This is a genomic window from Pseudomonas sp. p50(2008) (assembly GCF_015351605.1).
Lineage (GTDB): Bacteria > Pseudomonadota > Gammaproteobacteria > Pseudomonadales > Pseudomonadaceae > Aquipseudomonas.
In genome coordinates, this window is sequence record NZ_JACMYF010000007.1 from 371,791 (window position 1) to 388,684 (window position 16,894).

Consider the following 16,894-nt stretch of genomic DNA (forward strand, 5'->3'; position numbering starts at 1 on the left):
TGGCAAGCCAGCTCCCACAGGGCACGGCGCATCGGTAAATTGCCGGGCCGGTTATGTTTGGCCGAAGGCTTGTGTCATGATGATCTGACCGCAGGTTAGTCGTCCTCTTCCTATATGAATAGATCTTCCGCGTTGCTCCTCGCTTTTGTCTTCCTCAGCGGCTGCCAGGCCATGGCACCCGTTTCGTCGGACGGTACGCCGCCGACTGAAGACAGCACCCCCGCCCCTGAAAAACCCAAGGTCTATGGCTCGTTCAGCGAAGAAACCGTCTTCAGCCTGTTGAGTGCGGAACTGGCTGGCCAGCGCAATCGTTTCGACATTGCCCTGGACAACTACGTGACCCAGGCCATCAACACTCAGGATCCGGGAATTTCCGAGCGGGCATTCCGTATTGCCGAGTATCTGGGCGCTGATCAGGCGGCGCTGGACACTGCACTCATCTGGGCGAAAAACGCCCCGGATGACCTCGAAGCGCAACGGGCCGCCGCAGTGCAACTGGCTCGCGCCGGGCGCTACGACGACTCCATGGTCTATATGGAGAAGGTCCTGCAGGGCAAAGGCGACACGCATTTCGACTTCCTCGCCTTGTCCGCGGCCGACACGGACCAGGACACCCGCGATGGTTTGATGAAGAGTTTCGATCGTTTGTTGCAGCGTCATCCCAACAACGGCCAGCTGATTTTCGGCAAGGCCTTGCTGTTGCAACAGGATGGCGATGCCAAGGGCGCATTGGCCCTGCTCGAAGACAATCCACCGGAAGATGGCGAGATAGCCCCGATTCTGCTGCGGGCACGCTTGCTGCAATCTCTCGATCGTGGCGATGAAGCCTTGCCGCTGCTGCAAAAAAGCATCAAGAAGTACCCGGACGACAAACGCCTGCGCCTGACTTACGCACGAATGCTGGTTGAACAGGACCGCATGGAAGACGCCAAAGTCGAGTTTTCGAGCCTGGTCCAGCAGTACCCCGAAGACGATGAACTGCGCTATTCCCTGGCGCTGGTGTGCCTGGAAGCCAAGGCCTGGGAAGAGGCCAAAGGTTATCTTGAGGACTTGATTGCCCGGGACAGCCACGTCGATTCGGCGCACCTGAACCTTGGGCGCATCGCTGAAGAGCGCAACGATCCACAAGGTGCACTGATCGAATACGCACAAGTGGGCCCGGGTAATGATTACCTGCCGGCGCAATTGCGTCAGGCCGACATCCTCATGAACAACGGCAAGACGGCCGAAGCTCAAAGTCGCCTGGCAGCCCAGCGTGACGAGCAGCCGGACTACGCGATTCAGTTGTACCTGATCGAAGCGGAGACCCTGTCCGCCAACAAACAACCGGACAAGGCGTGGGCCGTGTTGCAGAAAGCCTTGCAGCAATACCCGGACGATCTGAATCTGCTGTACACCCGCGCCATGCAGGCGGAAAAGCGTAATGACCTGGCGCAGATGGAGAAAGACCTGCGGCTGATTATCAAACGCGACCCGGACAATGCAATGGCGTTGAACGCCCTCGGCTACACCCTGTCTGACCGTACAACGCGCTACACCGAAGCCAAGGCCCTGATTGAACAGGCGCACCAGATCAATCCGGATGACCCGGCAGTGCTCGACAGCCTCGGCTGGGTGAACTTCCGACTGGGCAACCTCGATGAAGCCGAGCGCTATTTGCGTCAGGCACTGGAGCGCTTCCCCGATCAGGAAGTCGCAGCTCACCTTGGCGAAGTCCTGTGGGCCAATGGCAAGCAACGGGAAGCGAAGCAAATCTGGGGCAAGTTCCTCAAGGAACAGCCCGACAGCCCAATTCTGCGCGGTACCATCAAGCGCCTGACCGGATCAGAGACTCTTTAAGATTATGTTTTTGCGCCATTTCATTGTTTTCAGTTTTATCGCCCTGCTCGCCGGTTGCGCGGGTTTCGGCGCCCGCGAGTCGGTCGAGGGTCACGGCAACACCGCCCAATGGCGTGAGCACAAACAGCAATTGACCGGCCTTGATGGCTGGCAGATCAATGGCAAGATCGGTATTCGCGCGCCTAAAGATTCGGGCAGCGGCACCCTGTTTTGGCTACAGCGTCAGGATTATTACGACATTCGCCTCTCCGGCCCCTTGGGTCGCGGCGCGGCTCGCTTGACGGGTCGCCCCGGAAAAGTCTCGCTGGAAGTTGCTAATCAGGGCCGCTACGAAGCGCCGAACCCGGAAATCCTGCTGGAAGAACAGCTGGGCTGGAAGCTGCCGGTGTCCAATCTGGCCTGGTGGGTCCGCGGGCTCCCCGCACCTGAGAGTAAAAGCCGTTTGACCCTGGACGCGGACAGCCGCCTGGCCAATCTGGAGCAGGATGGCTGGCAGGTGGAATATTTGAGCTACGCGGAACAAAACGGCTTTTGGCTGCCCGAGCGCATCAAGCTGCACGGCACCGACCTTGACGTCACGCTGGTGATCAAGGAATGGCAACCACGCAAATTGGGGCAGTGAACATGACTGCTCCGCGCTTGACGCTGCCCTCCCCCGCCAAACTCAACCTGATGCTGCACATCCTCGGTCGCCGTGAAGACGGCTATCACGAGCTGCAGACTATTTTTCAGTTTCTCGATTACGGCGATGAGATCACCTTCGCCGTGCGCGACGATGGCGTGATTCGACTGCACACCGAATTCGATGGCGTCCCCCATGACAGCAACCTGATCGTCAGGGCCGCGAAAAAACTTCAGGAGCAATCGGGTTGCTCGCTTGGCATCGACATCTGGATCGAAAAAATCCTGCCCATGGGTGGCGGCATCGGTGGCGGCAGCTCCAATGCCGCGACGACACTGCTCGGCTTGAACCATCTCTGGCAACTGGGTTGGGACGAGGATCGGTTGGCTGTACTGGGTCTAACGCTGGGCGCTGATGTCCCGGTTTTCGTGCGCGGTCACGCGGCTTTTGCCGAAGGCGTGGGCGAGAAACTGACCCCTGTAGACCCCGAAGAACCGTGGTATCTGGTGCTGGTGCCGCAAGTATCTGTAAGTACAGCAGAAATTTTTTCAGATCCGCTGTTGACACGTAACACTCCTCCCATTAAAGTGCGCCCCGTTCCCAAGGGAAACAGTCGAAATGACTGCTTACCGGTGGTAGCAAGGCGTTATCCAGATGTACGTAACGCATTGAATTTGTTAGGTAAATTTACCGAAGCAAAACTCACCGGAACTGGAAGTTGTGTGTTTGGGGGCTTCCCAAGCAAAGCTGAAGCTGATAAAGTCTCGGCCCTTCTTACAGAGACCCTTACAGGGTTTGTAGCGAAAGGAAGCAACGTTTCGATGTTGCATCGCAAGCTGCAAAGTCTGCTCTAAAGGAATCGAGTACTGGGTACTCGTTGCAACAGATACAGGGGCGTCGCCAAGCGGTAAGGCAGCAGGTTTTGATCCTGCCATGCGTTGGTTCGAATCCAGCCGCCCCTGCCATTTTCTATACTCATCCAGGTTACCCTCAGCCTCTAGGTACTGCGCGTGTCCAAGATGATGGTCTTTACGGGGAACGCTAACCCCGATCTGGCTCGACGTGTCGTACGTCAGCTGCATATCCCTCTCGGTGACATCTCTGTCGGCAAGTTTTCCGACGGCGAAATTACAGCCGAGATCAATGAAAACGTCCGCGGTAAAGATGTTTTCATTATTCAGCCGACTTGCGCTCCGACCAACGATAACCTGATGGAACTGGTAGTGATGGCTGATGCCTTCCGCCGCTCCTCGGCTACTCGTATCACTGCTGTAATTCCTTACTTTGGTTATGCCCGTCAGGATCGCCGTCCGCGTTCCGCACGTGTGGCTATCAGCGCGAAAGTCGTCGCTGACATGCTTACCGTAGTCGGCATCGATCGTGTTCTCACGGTTGATTTGCATGCTGACCAAATCCAGGGTTTCTTCGATATTCCGGTAGATAACATCTACGGCTCCCCGGTACTGGTGGATGACATTGAAGATCAGCGCTTCGAAAACCTGATGATTGTGTCCCCGGACATTGGTGGCGTCGTGCGTGCACGTGCCGTTGCCAAATCCCTGGGTGTTGATCTCGGGATCATCGACAAACGCCGTGAGAAAGCCAATCACTCTGAAGTGATGCATATCATCGGTGATGTCGAAGGGCGTACCTGTATTCTGGTCGATGACATGGTCGATACCGCCGGCACTCTGTGTCACGCGGCCAAGGCCTTGAAAGAGCATGGCGCTGCCAAGGTTTTCGCCTACTGCACACACCCTGTGCTGTCCGGTCGGGCGATCGAAAACATTGAAAATTCCATGCTGGACGAACTGGTGGTGACCAACACCATCCCGTTGTCCGCTGCTGCTCAAGCCTGCTCGCGTATCCGTCAACTGGATATCGCGCCGGTAGTTGCCGAAGCGGTCCGCCGCATCAGCAATGAAGAATCGATCAGCGCGATGTTCCGCTAAGGGCCCTGCCCTTCTCGAATGTCTCGTTGACGAAAAGCGCCCCGCCCCGGCATTCCTGTCGGGGCGGGGCTTTTTTGCCCATATCGCCTTTAGCGCTGGTCGCAAACGCTGGGGCGAATGTGGTTATTTTGGAGATACAACATGAACGATTTTACTCTGAATGCTGAAGTGCGTTCCGACCTGGGGAAAGGTGCGAGCCGCCGCCTGCGTCGTCTCGCAAGCCTGGTACCTGCTGTAGTTTACGGTGGCGAAAAAGCCCCTGAATCCATCAGCATGCTGGCTAAAGAAGTTGCCAAACTGCTCGAAAACGAAGCGGCTTACAGCCACATCATCGAGCTGAACGTTGGCGGCACCAAGCAAAACGTAATCATCAAAGCTCTGCAGCGTCACCCGGCCAAAGGCCACGTGTTGCATGCTGACTTCGTACGCGTTGTAGCTGGCCAGAAACTGACCGCTATCGTGCCTGTACACTTTGTTGGTGAAGAAGCTCCGATCAAGAAAGGCGGCGAAGTTTCGCACGTTGTTTCGGAAATCGAAGTGACCTGCCTGCCAAAAGACCTGCCTGAATTCATCGAAGTCGATCTGGCTGACGCCGAAATCGGTTCGATCATTCACCTGTCTGACCTCAAAGCCCCTAAAGGCGTTGAGTTTGTTGCTCTGGCACACGGTGATGACAAGGCAGTTGCCAACGTTCACGCCCCACGTGTTGCTCCAGAAGCTACTGAAGAAGGCGAAGCAGAGTAATTTCACTCTGTTCGCCGGAGTGACCGGTAACATCGCGGACTAGTACGTAGCGAGAAAGCGGGCGAGAACGCGGAGTTTACATAATGGTAAATGAGCACTTGTCGTCCACTTTCGCCGCACATGCTTGCGGCGATGTTAACCACCACTCCAAGGAAGGGCCCCTATCGTGACTGCCATCAAACTGATCGTTGGCCTGGGAAATCCAGGCGCTGAATACGAACAGACCCGGCATAACGCAGGGGCCCTTTTTGTTGAGCGCATCGCGAACGCACAAGGCGTAAATCTTGTGGCGGATCGCAAATATTTCGGCCTGACCGGACGCTATTCGCATCAGGGTCAGGATGTTCGCCTGCTGATTCCCACCACCTACATGAACCGCAGCGGCCAGGCCGTCGCGGCACTCGCTGGATTCTTCCGCATCAAGCCTGAAGAAATCCTGGTGGCGCATGACGAACTGGATCTGCCACCGGGCGTTGCCAAACTCAAACAGGGCGGCGGCCACGGCGGTCACAACGGGTTGCGCGACATCATTGCGCAACTGGGCAATCAGAATACCTTTTACCGCTTGCGGCTTGGCATTGGCCACCCAGGCGTTGCCAGTATGGTTTCAAATTTCGTCCTGGGTCGTGCGCCACGCGCCGAACAGGAAAAACTCGATGCCAGCATCGACTTTGCCCTCGGCGTGCTGCCGGATATCCTCGCCGGTGAATGGAACCGCGCGATGAAAAACCTGCACAGCCAAAAGGCCTGACTCTTATCCGAGGGGAAACACCATGGGATTCAATTGCGGCATCGTCGGCCTGCCTAACGTCGGCAAGTCCACCCTGTTCAACGCCTTGACCAAATCCGGGATCGCGGCCGAGAACTTCCCCTTCTGCACCATCGAGCCGAACACCGGTATCGTGCCGATGCCGGATGCACGACTGGAAGCCCTGGCTGCCATCGTCAATCCAAAGCGCATCCTGCCGACCACCATGGAGTTCGTCGACATCGCAGGCCTGGTTGCCGGCGCCTCGAAAGGTGAAGGCCTGGGTAACAAGTTCCTCGCCAACATCCGCGAGACCGATGCCATCGCTCACGTGGTCCGCTGCTTCGAAGACGAGAACGTGATCCACGTCTCCAACAGCGTCGACCCGAAACGCGACATCGAAATCATCGACCTGGAACTGATCTTCGCCGACCTCGACAGCTGCGAGAAGCAACTGCAGAAAGTCGCGCGCAACGCCAAGGGTGGTGACAAGGACGCGGTAGTTCAGAAAGGCCTGTTGGAGCAATTGATCGCTCACTTCACGCTCGGCAAGCCAGCGCGCACGCTGATGAAGAACATGGGTGCCGACGACAAAGCGGTAATTCGTGGTTTCCACCTGCTGACCACCAAGCCGGTCATGTACATCGCCAACGTCGCTGAAGACGGTTTCGAGAACAACCCGCTGCTGGACATCGTCAAGGCCATCGCTGAAGAAGAAGGCGCCATGGTGGTTCCGGTCTGCAACAAGATCGAAGCTGAAATTGCCGAACTGGAAGACGGCGAAGAGAAAGACATGTTCCTCGAAGCCCTGGGCCTTGAAGAGCCAGGCTTGAATCGCGTTATTCGCGCCGGTTACGAAATGCTGCACCTGCAGACTTATTTCACTGCCGGTGTAGAAGAAGTTCGCGCCTGGACTGTCCGCGTCGGTGCTACTGCGCCACAAGCCGCAGGCGTAATCCACACCGACTTCGAAAAAGGCTTCATCCGCGCCGAAGTCATCGCCTATGACGACTTCATTCAGTACAAGGGCGAAGCCGGCGCCAAAGAGGCGGGCAAATGGCGTCTGGAAGGCAAGGATTACATCGTTAAAGACGGTGACGTGATGCACTTCCGCTTCAACGTCTGAGTTTGTTCGGGATGTAGCACCCGCCCAATAAAAAGCCGCGTTTGATACGCGGCTTTTTTGTGCCCGTGATTCGGGTAGGAGTGTTCAGGCCTTTTTGGTTCTCGGCAGGAAGATTGCCAGCACACCAAACAACGGCAGGAACGAGCACAGGAAGTACACGTACTCGATGCCGTGTATGTCCGCCAAATGCCCCAGCAGCGCCGCACCAATCCCGCCAAAGCCGAACATCAGCCCGAAGAACACACCGGCGATCATTCCGACATTGCCAGGTACCAGCTCCTGCGCATACACGACGATGGCCGAGAATGCCGACGCCAGGATGAAACCGATCACCACGCTCAGGATGCTGGTCCAGAACAGATCGACGTGAGGCAGCAGCAAGGTAAACGGCGCGACGCCAAGAATCGAAAACCAGATCACCGCTTTACGCCCGATCTTGTCGCCAATCGGCCCGCCAAAGAACGTCCCCGCCGCCACCGCGCCCAGAAACAGGAACAAATGCAGCTGCGAACTGGCCACCGAGAGATCGAATTTCTCGATCAGGTAAAAGGTGAAGTAACTGGTAAGACTGGACATGTAGAAGTACTTGGAAAACACCAGCAGCCCGAGGACCACCAGCGCGCTGGTGACTCTGCCCTTCGACAAACCATGGGTGGCTGCCTGACCCTGTTTGAGCTTGAACAGGCTCAAGTGGTTCGCGTACCAACGGCTGATCCGATAGAGCACGAACAGCGCAAACACCGCGAACAGTCCGAACCAGGCGACGTAGCCCTGACCGAACGGAATGATGATCGCCGCAGCCAGCAAAGGACCGAAGGCCGAGCCCGCATTACCGCCCACCTGGAAAGTCGATTGTGCCAACCCGAAACGCCCGCCAGAAGCCAGGCGCGCCACGCGAGAAGCTTCCGGGTGAAAGGTCGAAGAACCGATACCAATCAGCCCCGCCGCCAGCAGAATCATCGGAAAGCTGCCGACCACGGACATCATCAGGATGCCAATCAACGTGCACACGGTCCCGGCCGGCAGTAGCCAGGGTTTGGGATGGCGATCAGTGTGATATCCGACCCACGGTTGCAGCAGCGAGGCGGTCAGCTGAAAAGTCAGGGTAATCAGTCCGACTTGCGTAAAGGTCAAACCGTAGTTGGCTTTGAGCATCGGATAGATCGACGGTAGAACCGACTGAATCAGGTCGTTGATCAAATGCGCCAGCGCCACCGCGCCGATGATGCGCATGACCAATGGGCTGCTTTGCGGGGTCGCTGATGCCGGCGAGGTGCCGGTCTGGGCATTGCTGATGGCCATAAGGGTTTCCGTACTACAAATGGGTGCAAACAGGCAGGTGCGCCAATGTGCCATTTTTCAGTGCGTCCGCGCCATCCCCTTAGCCTGCTAACGACCTTAAATAGAAAGTAATAGCGCATCGCCATGGTCTGAATCTTGCGTTAACCAACCCCATCAACGCGGCCTCTTACAAAGGGGACCGAGAATGGGAAGTTTCGCTACAGAGTCGGCCTACAGAGCTGGCGAGGGTGGACTTTCGAGGCCTTTAAAAGGGGCACAAGTCGCGACCCCAGCGGTCTCGACGCACGCCAATAGTGCGTGGTGCCCAGGGGAGTCATGGGGCATGCAGGCATTTTTATCACCGGGGATCGGTTTGCTGGGGCGGTTTGGCTTCGCACGCAAATTTCAGCTGTTGTTTTTGCTGTTTATTTTGCCCCTGGCGGGCAGCCTATGGATGATCGGGCTGGATTATCGCGACAAATTGAGCCTGATTTCTGGTGAACGCGCCGGGGTTCGTCAATTGCTCGCGCTGGATACGCTGGACAATCTGTTGGCCGCCCAACGCGATCGCGCAGCCCGTTGGCGCGCCACGGAAACCAATCGCCAGCCGACCCCGGCGACGCTCGCTGCCGTGGCCGGGTTTGACGCGGCTCAACCGGCAGTCAGCCAAGCGGCCTCGGAGTTGGGGAGCGCGCTGAAGGCCGAAGGTGCCAAGGACGAGACCCAAGCCCGGTATCAAGCGCTGCAAGCCGCGCTTAACGACCTGGACTCGAAAAGCCTGAGCAGCGTCGGCTGGTGGCCGGACGGTTATGACCGCTTCACCAACGCCCTGAGCGCCTTGCAGGCTCTGCGCGAACAGATCGCCATGGACACCCGCCTGACGCTCGCTCCCTGGCTGGAAACCTATCTGCTCACGCAGATCTCCACCCAACACGCACCGGACCTGATCGAACGGATCGGTCGCCTTGCCAGCGTCGGCCAGGCGTCAGTGGTCTCCGGGCAGTTCACCCTGCAAAGCCGTCTGCAACTGCGCGACTTGCGCAGCCGCATCGGCGACGCCCATGAGCAACTGGTCAAAACCGCAAGCCTGCTGGAGGCGCGCCTGCCCAGTGCCTCGCAGAATTGGGCTGGGCAATACCATGACAGCCTCAAGCATCTGGATACCACGTTGAAGGTGCTCGATGACGGCGTGTTCGGTGGCAGCATCACCCTCAAGCCGGAAGACTTCGAGCGCAACCTGGATGCCTTGCTTGCCGATCTCGCCGCGCTGCGCCAACAGTCACTGCTGTCGCTGGATCAACGGCTGGACGACTACCATGTCTCGGCGATTCGCCAGTTCATTGTGGTGGCTACGATCCTCGGCTACTTGCTGTTGGCAGCGCTGTATCTATTCGTCTGCCTGCAGGCCTCGATCCGTCGAAGCACCAGCGGTATCACCCTGTTGGCCGAAGCGTTGCGTGATGGCAACTTAAGCCTGCAGGTGCCGGTGCAAGGTCGCGACGAACTCGCGGCCATCAGCACCGCGCTCAACGTCGCGGTGGTGCAGTTGCGCAACAGCCTGTTGGGGGTCGATCACGAAACCTTGCAACTGGGCAACGCGGTGCGAATGCTTAATCAACATTCCAGCGGAGCCTTGGGCGAAGTCGAAGCGCAACAACTGCAAATCAGCCAGATTGCTGCCGCCGCTACGCAACTGGCCGCCACCTCGCAAGGCGTCGCCCAGAGTTGCGAGCAGGCGTCCGGCAGCGCCCAGCACACGCAGCGCATTGCCGCCGACAGCAGCCGGGACAGCCAACGCACCACGGCGAGCATCCAGCAACTCAATCAGCGCTTGAGCGACACTGCCGCAGCCCTCGGTCGGGTCAGCGAGCAAGGGCAGCAGATCCAACTGGTGGTGGACACCATTCGCGGCGTCGCCGAACAGACCAATCTGCTGGCACTCAACGCCGCCATCGAAGCGGCGCGTGCCGGTGACCAGGGTCGCGGTTTTGCAGTCGTAGCCGATGAGGTACGCAGCCTGTCAAAACGCACTCAATCATCAACCGCGCAGATCGCCAACACGGTCGACAGCCTGCGCAACACGGTGAATGAAGCGGTGAGTCTGATGGAAGCGGCGTGCAGCCAGGCCCAGAGTGATGCGCAATCGGTCACCGGTCTGGGCGAACGTCTTGGAGAAATAGCCCACGCCGTCCAGGGCGTAACCGACACACTGGCGCAAATCGCAACCGCAGTGGAAGAACAGGCCAGCACCGCCGATGAAGTCAGCGGCAACATTCAGCAGGTTGATCAGGCGGCAGTCAGGTTGCTTGAAGGCGCACGAGCCGTGAACCTCGCGGCGGACACCTTGAGTCAAGGCAGCAAGGCATTGAGTGCCAATACGGGGAGATTTCAGCTCGGTTGATGCCCTCCCCCGGTCCGATTTTACGGGCCAGGAGGATAAGCGGTTGAAAGCGTAGAGAAATATTTTGTATTTACGCTTGACGCATCCCCATTACCGGTGAATAATGCGCGCCACTTGGCTACATAGCTCAGTTGGTTAGAGCATAGCATTCATAATGCTGGGGTCCGGGGTTCAAGTCCCTGTGTAGCCACCAAGTACTAAAAACGGCTTACCGAAAGGTAGGCCGTTTTTTTATGCCTCGAGAAAAGTCCCGGTAAAACCTGGAGCGGACGTTGCCCGCTCCGGCTCGAACACTTCCCTTCAGATGCGAACCGTCGGCAATGCAGCCAACGCCTTCTCCCATATCTGCCAGGTCCGCAGCCAGACCATCGCCTGCCAGTCGCTGTCAGCGGGATAAAACTGTTCCAGCAAATTCAGTTTGATCTCGCGCCCTGTCTTGTCGCTCGGGTCGCCATGCAGATGCAGCCAATGATCATCGCGCAAATGACGATGAACCTCAGGCCCCGGATACGTCCCGCACTCGATCACAAAAGGCATCAACTTCACCTTCGGCAAGGCATCGATCAGCGCTTGAGAGGTATAGCCGGTGGCCGTTACTGCAACGCCGGTTTCGCTCAACGTGTCGGCACCGGTCAGCAGGGTGTAAAGCCAGGGGCCGTAGATCGCCTGGGCATCGGGAAGGGCCGGGTAAGCCGCTTCAGTGATGGTCAGCAACATCGGATGTCCATACTCGCCGGCGCCTGTGTGCAAGTCGAAACACATGGCGACTTCGGCATGACTGATGTGTTTCTGGAGGATCTGGTGCAACGTCCGGTTTGACCAGCTCGGTGCCAGCCCGCCATAAAACAGACCATCGGGATGACGGTGCTGCCCGCCTTCGACAATCGACATCACCGCTGGCCAGCCGTGTTCGCGGATGTTCTTTTCGAGCAGTTCATCGGCGCGATCACGCTCGGGCCCTTCGAGCTCGGTGCAGGCATAGATCTCATGCAGCGCGGCATAGGCCTGATTGTCTGGCAGCGCTCGCTCGAAGTTCAGGTGATTGCGGTTGAGGTCGATGTTGTCTTCGTTGACCCGACGCAACCATGCGGTGCCCCAGGGATTGATCAAATGAACCATCACCACCGCCACATCAGCAGGCAGTGAGCGTTTGCCCAGTTCCTGCAACCATCGAGTCTGGCAGCCCGAACCGTAGACCCCCTCAACGCCGTGGGTGCCGCTCAGCGCGATCAGCAAGCGCTTGGCGTGCGGATCGCCGAGTATCGCTACATCGGTGCTGAGCGGCTCACCGAACGGCCCCTTGAGGGGGTGCGGGTACTCGGTCAGCGTTGCGCCGACGGAGTTCGCTGCCGCGAGGAATTGTTCATGCAGCGTGCGATAGCCCGGCTGGGAGGGAAATTCGGTGTGCATGCCTGCCTCTTGTTGATCTTCTGGTCAGTCTGATGAACTCGACCCTACAGAAAATAGCTCGGTTCATGAAGGACAAAAGCGTCTTTACTGTAGGCCTTGGTTTGCTTCACCGGATGTCGGTCGATACAGTCCCCGGATCTTTTCCCACGGACGGAGTGCCCCACGTGTCTTCAGTTTTCCACTTGAGCCGCTATCGCCTTTCAGCGTTGTCATTGATTGTCACTGCACTGACGCTGGTCGCCTGCGCCCCACCCTCATCAACACTGCCCCTCGCCCCGGAAGCCGCCTCAGGTTTTCGCACCGACCTGCAGACCCGCCACGCGACAAAACACATGGCCGCTGCGGCGAATCCGCTGGCAGCCGAAGCCGGCCGGGACATGTTGCGCCAAGGGGGGTCGGCCATTGATGCCGCCATTGCGATGCAGGCCGTGCTGACCCTGGTCGAGCCACAATCCTCGGGCATCGGTGGTGGTGCGTTGATCGTGTTGTGGGACGGCAAGAACGTGCGCACCTATGACGGTCGCGAAACCGCACCCGCCGGCGCGACCGAAAAGCTGTTTCTCCAAGCCGACGGCACACCGATGCCGTTCACCCAGGCTCAGATTGGTGGTCGTTCCGTGGGGACGCCTGGCGTGTTGCGCGCGCTTGAACTGGCGCATCAGAAGCACGGTCGTTTGCCTTGGGCGAAGCTGTTCGAGCCCGCCATCACACTTGCAGAGCAAGGCTTTGCCATCTCGCCGCGACTTCACCGTTTGATTGCTGCGGATTCGTCCCTTCGCCGATCACCGGAGATGGTGGCGTATTTCCTGAATGCCGATGGCAGCCCGAAAGCCGTTGGTACGCGACTGCAAAACCCGGCGCTCGCTGGCGTGCTCCGACGCATTGCCCACGAAGGGCCGGACGCACTGTACAAAGGTCCCGTCGCCGAAGAGATCGTCGCCAAGGTTCAGGGCCACGCCAACCCCGGCAGCCTGACGCTGAACGACCTCAAAGGCTATAGCGCCAAGGAACGTACACCGCTGTGCACCGATTACAAACGCTGGCAAGTCTGCGGCATGCCCCCTCCCTCGTCGGGAGGCATTGCCGTCGCGCAAATCCTGGGCACGCTGGAGGCCCTGGAATCTCGTGATAAACGCTTCGCCCTGGCGCCGATGAAACCACTTGAGGCCGCCGCACCCGCGGGTATCGAACCCACCCCTGACGCCGTGCACCTGATCTCCGAAGCCGAGCGACTGGCCTATGCCGACCGCGCGCAATACGTCGCTGACGCAGACTTCGTGCCCGTCCCCGTCAAAGGCCTGGTGGACCCGGCTTATCTGACCAGCCGGGCGGCCCTGATCGGTGATCGCAGCATGGGCACGGCCAAACCGGGCACGCCGCCCGGCATACAGGTCGCCTACGCGCCGGACCGTTCACCACTGCGCATTTCCACTTCGCAAGTCGTGGCCGTCGATGACCAGGGCGGTGCGGTGTCCATGACCACCACCGTGGAGTCCGCCTTCGGTTCACACCTGATGGTGCAAGGCTTTCTGCTGAACAACCAGATGACCGATTTTTCGTTCATCCCCGAAGAGAACGGGCAGAAAGTCGCCAACCGCGTCGAACCCGGCAAACGTCCCCGCTCGTCCATGGCGCCCACGTTGATCTTTGATCGCCAGAGCGGTGAGTTCGTGGCCACCCTCGGCTCCCCCGGCGGCTCGCAGATCATCGAGTACGTCGCCAAGACCACCATCGGCCTGCTCGACTGGAACCTCGACCCGCAAGCTGCCATCAGCCTGCCTAACTTCGGCAGCCGCAACGGCCCGACGGAGCTGGAACAGGGACAATTCAGCGCAGGGCTGATTCAGGCGTTGAAGGCCAAAGGTCACAGCGTCAACGAGATCGACATGACCAGCGGGACCCAGGCGATTGTTCGGGTCAGGGATGCGCAGGGAAAAGTGTCTTGGGCGGGCGGGGCTGATCCACGGCGCGAGGGGGAAGCGTTGGGGGATTGAGTTGAAGCAGCACGCGGGAAACCCGGAGGACGAAAAACGCCTCCGGGTTTTTTACTATCTGGAAATCTTCAAAGCCCGCCGTGCTTCGTGCTTCTCCAGCGCCAGCTCGATCAATCGGCTGACGAGCTCGCTGTAGGTCATGCCCGTGGCCTGCCACAGTTTGGGGTACATGCTGATGCGGGTGAAGCCTGGCAGGGAATTGATCTCGTTGATCAGCACTTCCCCGTTATCGGTCAGGAACACATCGACCCGCGCCAGCCCGGAGCAGCCCAACACGTGGAATGCCTCGACCGCCATCGCGCGAATGCGCTCACTGGCCTCGACACTGATAGTGGCGGGCACCACCACCTCAGCCGCCTGAGCATCGATGTACTTGCTGTCGTAGGAGTAAAAACCGCTGCGCACGACGATCTCGCCGCACCCACTGGCGATCGCGTCCTCGTTGCCGAGCACGGCGCACTCGATCTCGCGGCCGCTGACGGCGGATTCGATCAACACTTTTTCATCAAACCCCAGCGCCAGCTCAATGGCAGCCGTGTATTCGGCTTCATCGATGACTTTGCTCACGCCCACGGAAGATCCCTGATTCGCCGGTTTGACGAACAGCGGCAGTCCCAGCTTGACCTGCACTTCGGCGAAACCGGTGCGCACAGCGGAGGCACGGGTCAAGGTCACGAAGGGTGTTACCGCCAACCCGGCATCGCGCAGCAGTCGCTTGCTGATGTCCTTGTCCATGCACACGGCCGAACCGAGTACGTCGGAGCCGACAAAAGGCAGGTCCGCCATGCGCAATAAACCTTGCAGGCAGCCATCCTCACCGAGGGTGCCGTGGACGATCGGGAAGATCACATCCACATGCCCCAGCAGTTCCTGACTGGAGGTTTCGACCAGTTGCTGGCGGGCCTTGCCGGGCACGACGGCCAGTTCACGGTTGGACTGATTGAGCGCAATCAGCGCCGGGTTTTCCTGGTTGAGCAAAAAATTCGAAGGGTCATTGAGGTGCCAGTGGCCTTGCTTGTCGATACCGATCAGCACCGGCTCGTAACGCGAACGATCCAGTGCATCGACGATGTTTTTCGCCGACTGCAACGACACTTCATGTTCAGCCGAACGGCCACCAAAAATAATACCTACCCGCAGTTTGCTCATTCGAAACTCCTCAACGATTCGCCACCAGATGCGCACCGAACAGCAGGTAACAACTGCCGGCAAAGCGATCCAGCCATTTACGTGAACGGTTATAGCCTCGGGCCATCCGGCGGCTGGAAAACAGCAACGCCACGCTGCAATACCACGTGAAAGACAAGGTCGCCATGGTCAGCACAGCCAGCGCCAGCAACGTCGTTGGTACGGACGCGGGCATTGCGGTCGCGAAGATCGTCGCAACAAACAGGGCTGATTTTGGATTGGTCATGTTGCCCAAAAATCCCTGGCCATAGACAGACAGCAACGTGCGCCCCGCCTCGCCAGGTGAGCCATTTTCGCCCGTAACCAATGGCGGTTTACGCTTGAACTGCTTCAGGCCCAGATAGATCAGATAACAGCCACCCGCAATCTTGAAACTCAGGTAGAGCGTCGGCGCCATGCTGAACAGCGATTTGATTCCCAGCCCGCCCGCTAGCCCCCAAAGTACCGTGCCTGTCGCAACTCCCAGGGCGGCCACAATGCCGTGGCGCTTGGAGTGACTGGCGGCCAATTGCGCGATGTTGAAAAAATTAGGCCCCGGCGTCACCACCGCAACCGTCCACAACAGTGCAAGGGACAACAGCGCAGAGGTGTAGCTCAGGGGGGACAGTTCCATGAGGTGGGTCGCCTTCGTGGCTTCATCGGATGCGCAACACATTGCAACAATTACCCTGGATTTTCCACTCAATTGGAGCCAGCCATCGGCCAGAAGACAGCTGGCCGGTCACTGGGTTAACGTGTTCTGCATCGAGCTTGAGACAACGTGACCATGGCCAGCCCCCCACCTCACAATGACTGGTTTCACCGGGCCCCCGATGTCGGCGGGCTTCAGCGTTTCGAGGCGTTTTTTGCGGGCCATGGCTACGAGCTGCACCGTCACGATACTTACGCCATCGGCAATACACTGGCCGGTGTGCAGCGCTTTCAATACCGCGGAGGCTGGCGTCATAGCCTGCCCGGCGGGACGATGGTGCTGCACCCGGACGAGGTACACGATGGCGAGGCAGGGACCGAGATCGGGTTTCAATACCGAATGATGTACATCGAGCCGGCGATGATCCAGCAGATGCTGGGCGGTCAGCCACTGCCGTTCATCAAGGATGGGCTGTCGACCGACCCGCGCTTGTTCGCGGCTACGCAAGTGCTGCTGCGCAGTCTGGCTTGCCCCCTCGATCCGCTGGAAGAGCTGGACGCGCTGTTCGACCTTGCACAAGCCCTGAATAACGCCGCCGGAGTCTCCACCACCACACGCCCCACCTTCGACTATGTGGCAGCGGAACGCGCGCGGGAATACATGCACAGCGCGTTGGATCGCACGGTGACACTGGACGAACTGGCCCACCACAGCGGTCGGGATCGCTGGAGTCTATCGAGGGATTTTCGCCTGTTGTTCGGCACCAGCCCTTATCGATACCTGACCATGCGGCGCCTGGACCTGGTGCGCTCGCTGTTGATTCAGGGCCAGTCACTGGTGAGTGCATCGTTGATTGCCGGTTTCACCGATCAGAGTCACATGACCCGTCACTTCGCCAAAACCTACGGATTGTCGCCGGCCCGCTGGATGAAAATGCATCGGCCTTGAGCCACGCACA

General features: G+C 58.8%; 14 protein-coding genes and 2 tRNA genes. 12 read left to right on the forward strand and 4 right to left on the reverse strand.

What is annotated here, in order from left to right:
• The first annotated feature begins 114 nt into the window (after window positions 1–114).
• The 8 genes from H7698_RS21415 (at window position 115) to ychF (ending at window position 7,031) form a co-directional block, all read left to right on the forward strand.
• The gene (locus H7698_RS21415) at window positions 115–1,839 is read left to right on the forward strand and encodes a tetratricopeptide repeat protein (RefSeq protein ID WP_194692743.1); all 1,725 of its coding nucleotides are present in this window, start codon (window positions 115–117) and stop codon (window positions 1,837–1,839) included.
• Between the two features lie 4 nt (window positions 1,840–1,843).
• Window positions 1,844–2,461 carry a lipoprotein insertase outer membrane protein LolB gene (gene lolB, locus H7698_RS21420; RefSeq protein ID WP_162439687.1) on the forward strand — a complete coding sequence of 206 codons (618 nt, stop codon included), beginning with the start codon at window positions 1,844–1,846 and terminating at the stop codon, window positions 2,459–2,461.
• A gap of 2 nt (window positions 2,462–2,463) precedes the next feature.
• Window positions 2,464–3,315 (forward strand): 4-(cytidine 5'-diphospho)-2-C-methyl-D-erythritol kinase, encoded by an 852-nt coding sequence (ispE, locus tag H7698_RS21425; protein ID WP_162439715.1) that lies wholly within the window; start codon window positions 2,464–2,466, stop codon window positions 3,313–3,315.
• Between the two features lie 36 nt (window positions 3,316–3,351).
• Window positions 3,352–3,426: transfer RNA gene (locus H7698_RS21430), tRNA-Gln, on the forward strand.
• Between the two features lie 45 nt (window positions 3,427–3,471).
• Entirely contained in the window at window positions 3,472–4,413 is a 942-nt protein-coding gene (locus H7698_RS21435; RefSeq protein WP_003208392.1) for a ribose-phosphate pyrophosphokinase, read from the forward strand.
• Window positions 4,414–4,554: 141 nt separating this feature from the next.
• The gene (locus tag H7698_RS21440; protein ID WP_162439688.1) at window positions 4,555–5,157 is read left to right on the forward strand and encodes a 50S ribosomal protein L25/general stress protein Ctc; all 603 of its coding nucleotides are present in this window, start codon (window positions 4,555–4,557) and stop codon (window positions 5,155–5,157) included.
• Between the two features lie 166 nt (window positions 5,158–5,323).
• A complete protein-coding gene (pth, locus tag H7698_RS21445; RefSeq protein ID WP_008037207.1) occupies window positions 5,324–5,908 on the forward strand; it encodes an aminoacyl-tRNA hydrolase in 585 nt (194 codons plus the stop codon).
• 22 nt (window positions 5,909–5,930) lie between these two features.
• Window positions 5,931–7,031: a redox-regulated ATPase YchF gene (ychF, locus tag H7698_RS21450; RefSeq protein ID WP_162439689.1), complete on the forward strand. Its 1,101-nt coding sequence runs from the start codon at window positions 5,931–5,933 to the stop codon at window positions 7,029–7,031.
• A gap of 84 nt (window positions 7,032–7,115) precedes the next feature.
• Here the strand turns inward: ychF and H7698_RS21455 are convergent, their stop codons facing one another.
• Window positions 7,116–8,333 (reverse strand): MFS transporter, encoded by a 1,218-nt coding sequence (locus H7698_RS21455; RefSeq protein ID WP_162439690.1) that lies wholly within the window; start codon window positions 8,331–8,333, stop codon window positions 7,116–7,118.
• A gap of 322 nt (window positions 8,334–8,655) precedes the next feature.
• On the opposite strand from H7698_RS21455, the gene H7698_RS21460 reads away from it, so the two are divergent.
• Window positions 8,656–10,713, forward strand: a complete 2,058-nt coding sequence (locus tag H7698_RS21460) for a methyl-accepting chemotaxis protein (protein WP_194692744.1) — start codon at window positions 8,656–8,658, stop codon at window positions 10,711–10,713.
• Window positions 10,714–10,829: 116 nt separating this feature from the next.
• A tRNA-Met gene (locus H7698_RS21465) sits at window positions 10,830–10,906 on the forward strand.
• A gap of 107 nt (window positions 10,907–11,013) precedes the next feature.
• Here H7698_RS21465 and H7698_RS21470 read toward each other — a convergent pair.
• Window positions 11,014–12,123 carry a DUF2817 domain-containing protein gene (locus H7698_RS21470; RefSeq protein ID WP_194692745.1) on the reverse strand — a complete coding sequence of 370 codons (1,110 nt, stop codon included), beginning with the start codon at window positions 12,121–12,123 and terminating at the stop codon, window positions 11,014–11,016.
• 164 nt (window positions 12,124–12,287) lie between these two features.
• On the opposite strand from H7698_RS21470, the gene ggt reads away from it, so the two are divergent.
• The gene (ggt, locus tag H7698_RS21475) at window positions 12,288–14,117 is read left to right on the forward strand and encodes a gamma-glutamyltransferase (RefSeq protein WP_328803762.1); all 1,830 of its coding nucleotides are present in this window, start codon (window positions 12,288–12,290) and stop codon (window positions 14,115–14,117) included.
• Between the two features lie 54 nt (window positions 14,118–14,171).
• On the opposite strand, the gene ddlA is transcribed toward ggt, so the two are convergent.
• Together ddlA and H7698_RS21485 are read right to left on the reverse strand one after the other, a co-directional pair.
• Window positions 14,172–15,266 (reverse strand): D-alanine--D-alanine ligase, encoded by a 1,095-nt coding sequence (gene ddlA / locus H7698_RS21480; protein ID WP_194692746.1) that lies wholly within the window; start codon window positions 15,264–15,266, stop codon window positions 14,172–14,174.
• A 10-nt stretch (window positions 15,267–15,276) separates the two neighbouring features.
• Window positions 15,277–15,918: a LysE family translocator gene (locus H7698_RS21485; RefSeq protein WP_194692747.1), complete on the reverse strand. Its 642-nt coding sequence runs from the start codon at window positions 15,916–15,918 to the stop codon at window positions 15,277–15,279.
• Window positions 15,919–16,071: 153 nt separating this feature from the next.
• Between H7698_RS21485 and H7698_RS21490 the strand changes: the two genes are divergently transcribed.
• Window positions 16,072–16,884: an AraC family transcriptional regulator gene (locus tag H7698_RS21490; protein ID WP_194692748.1), complete on the forward strand. Its 813-nt coding sequence runs from the start codon at window positions 16,072–16,074 to the stop codon at window positions 16,882–16,884.
• Window positions 16,885–16,894: the final 10 nt, after the last annotated feature.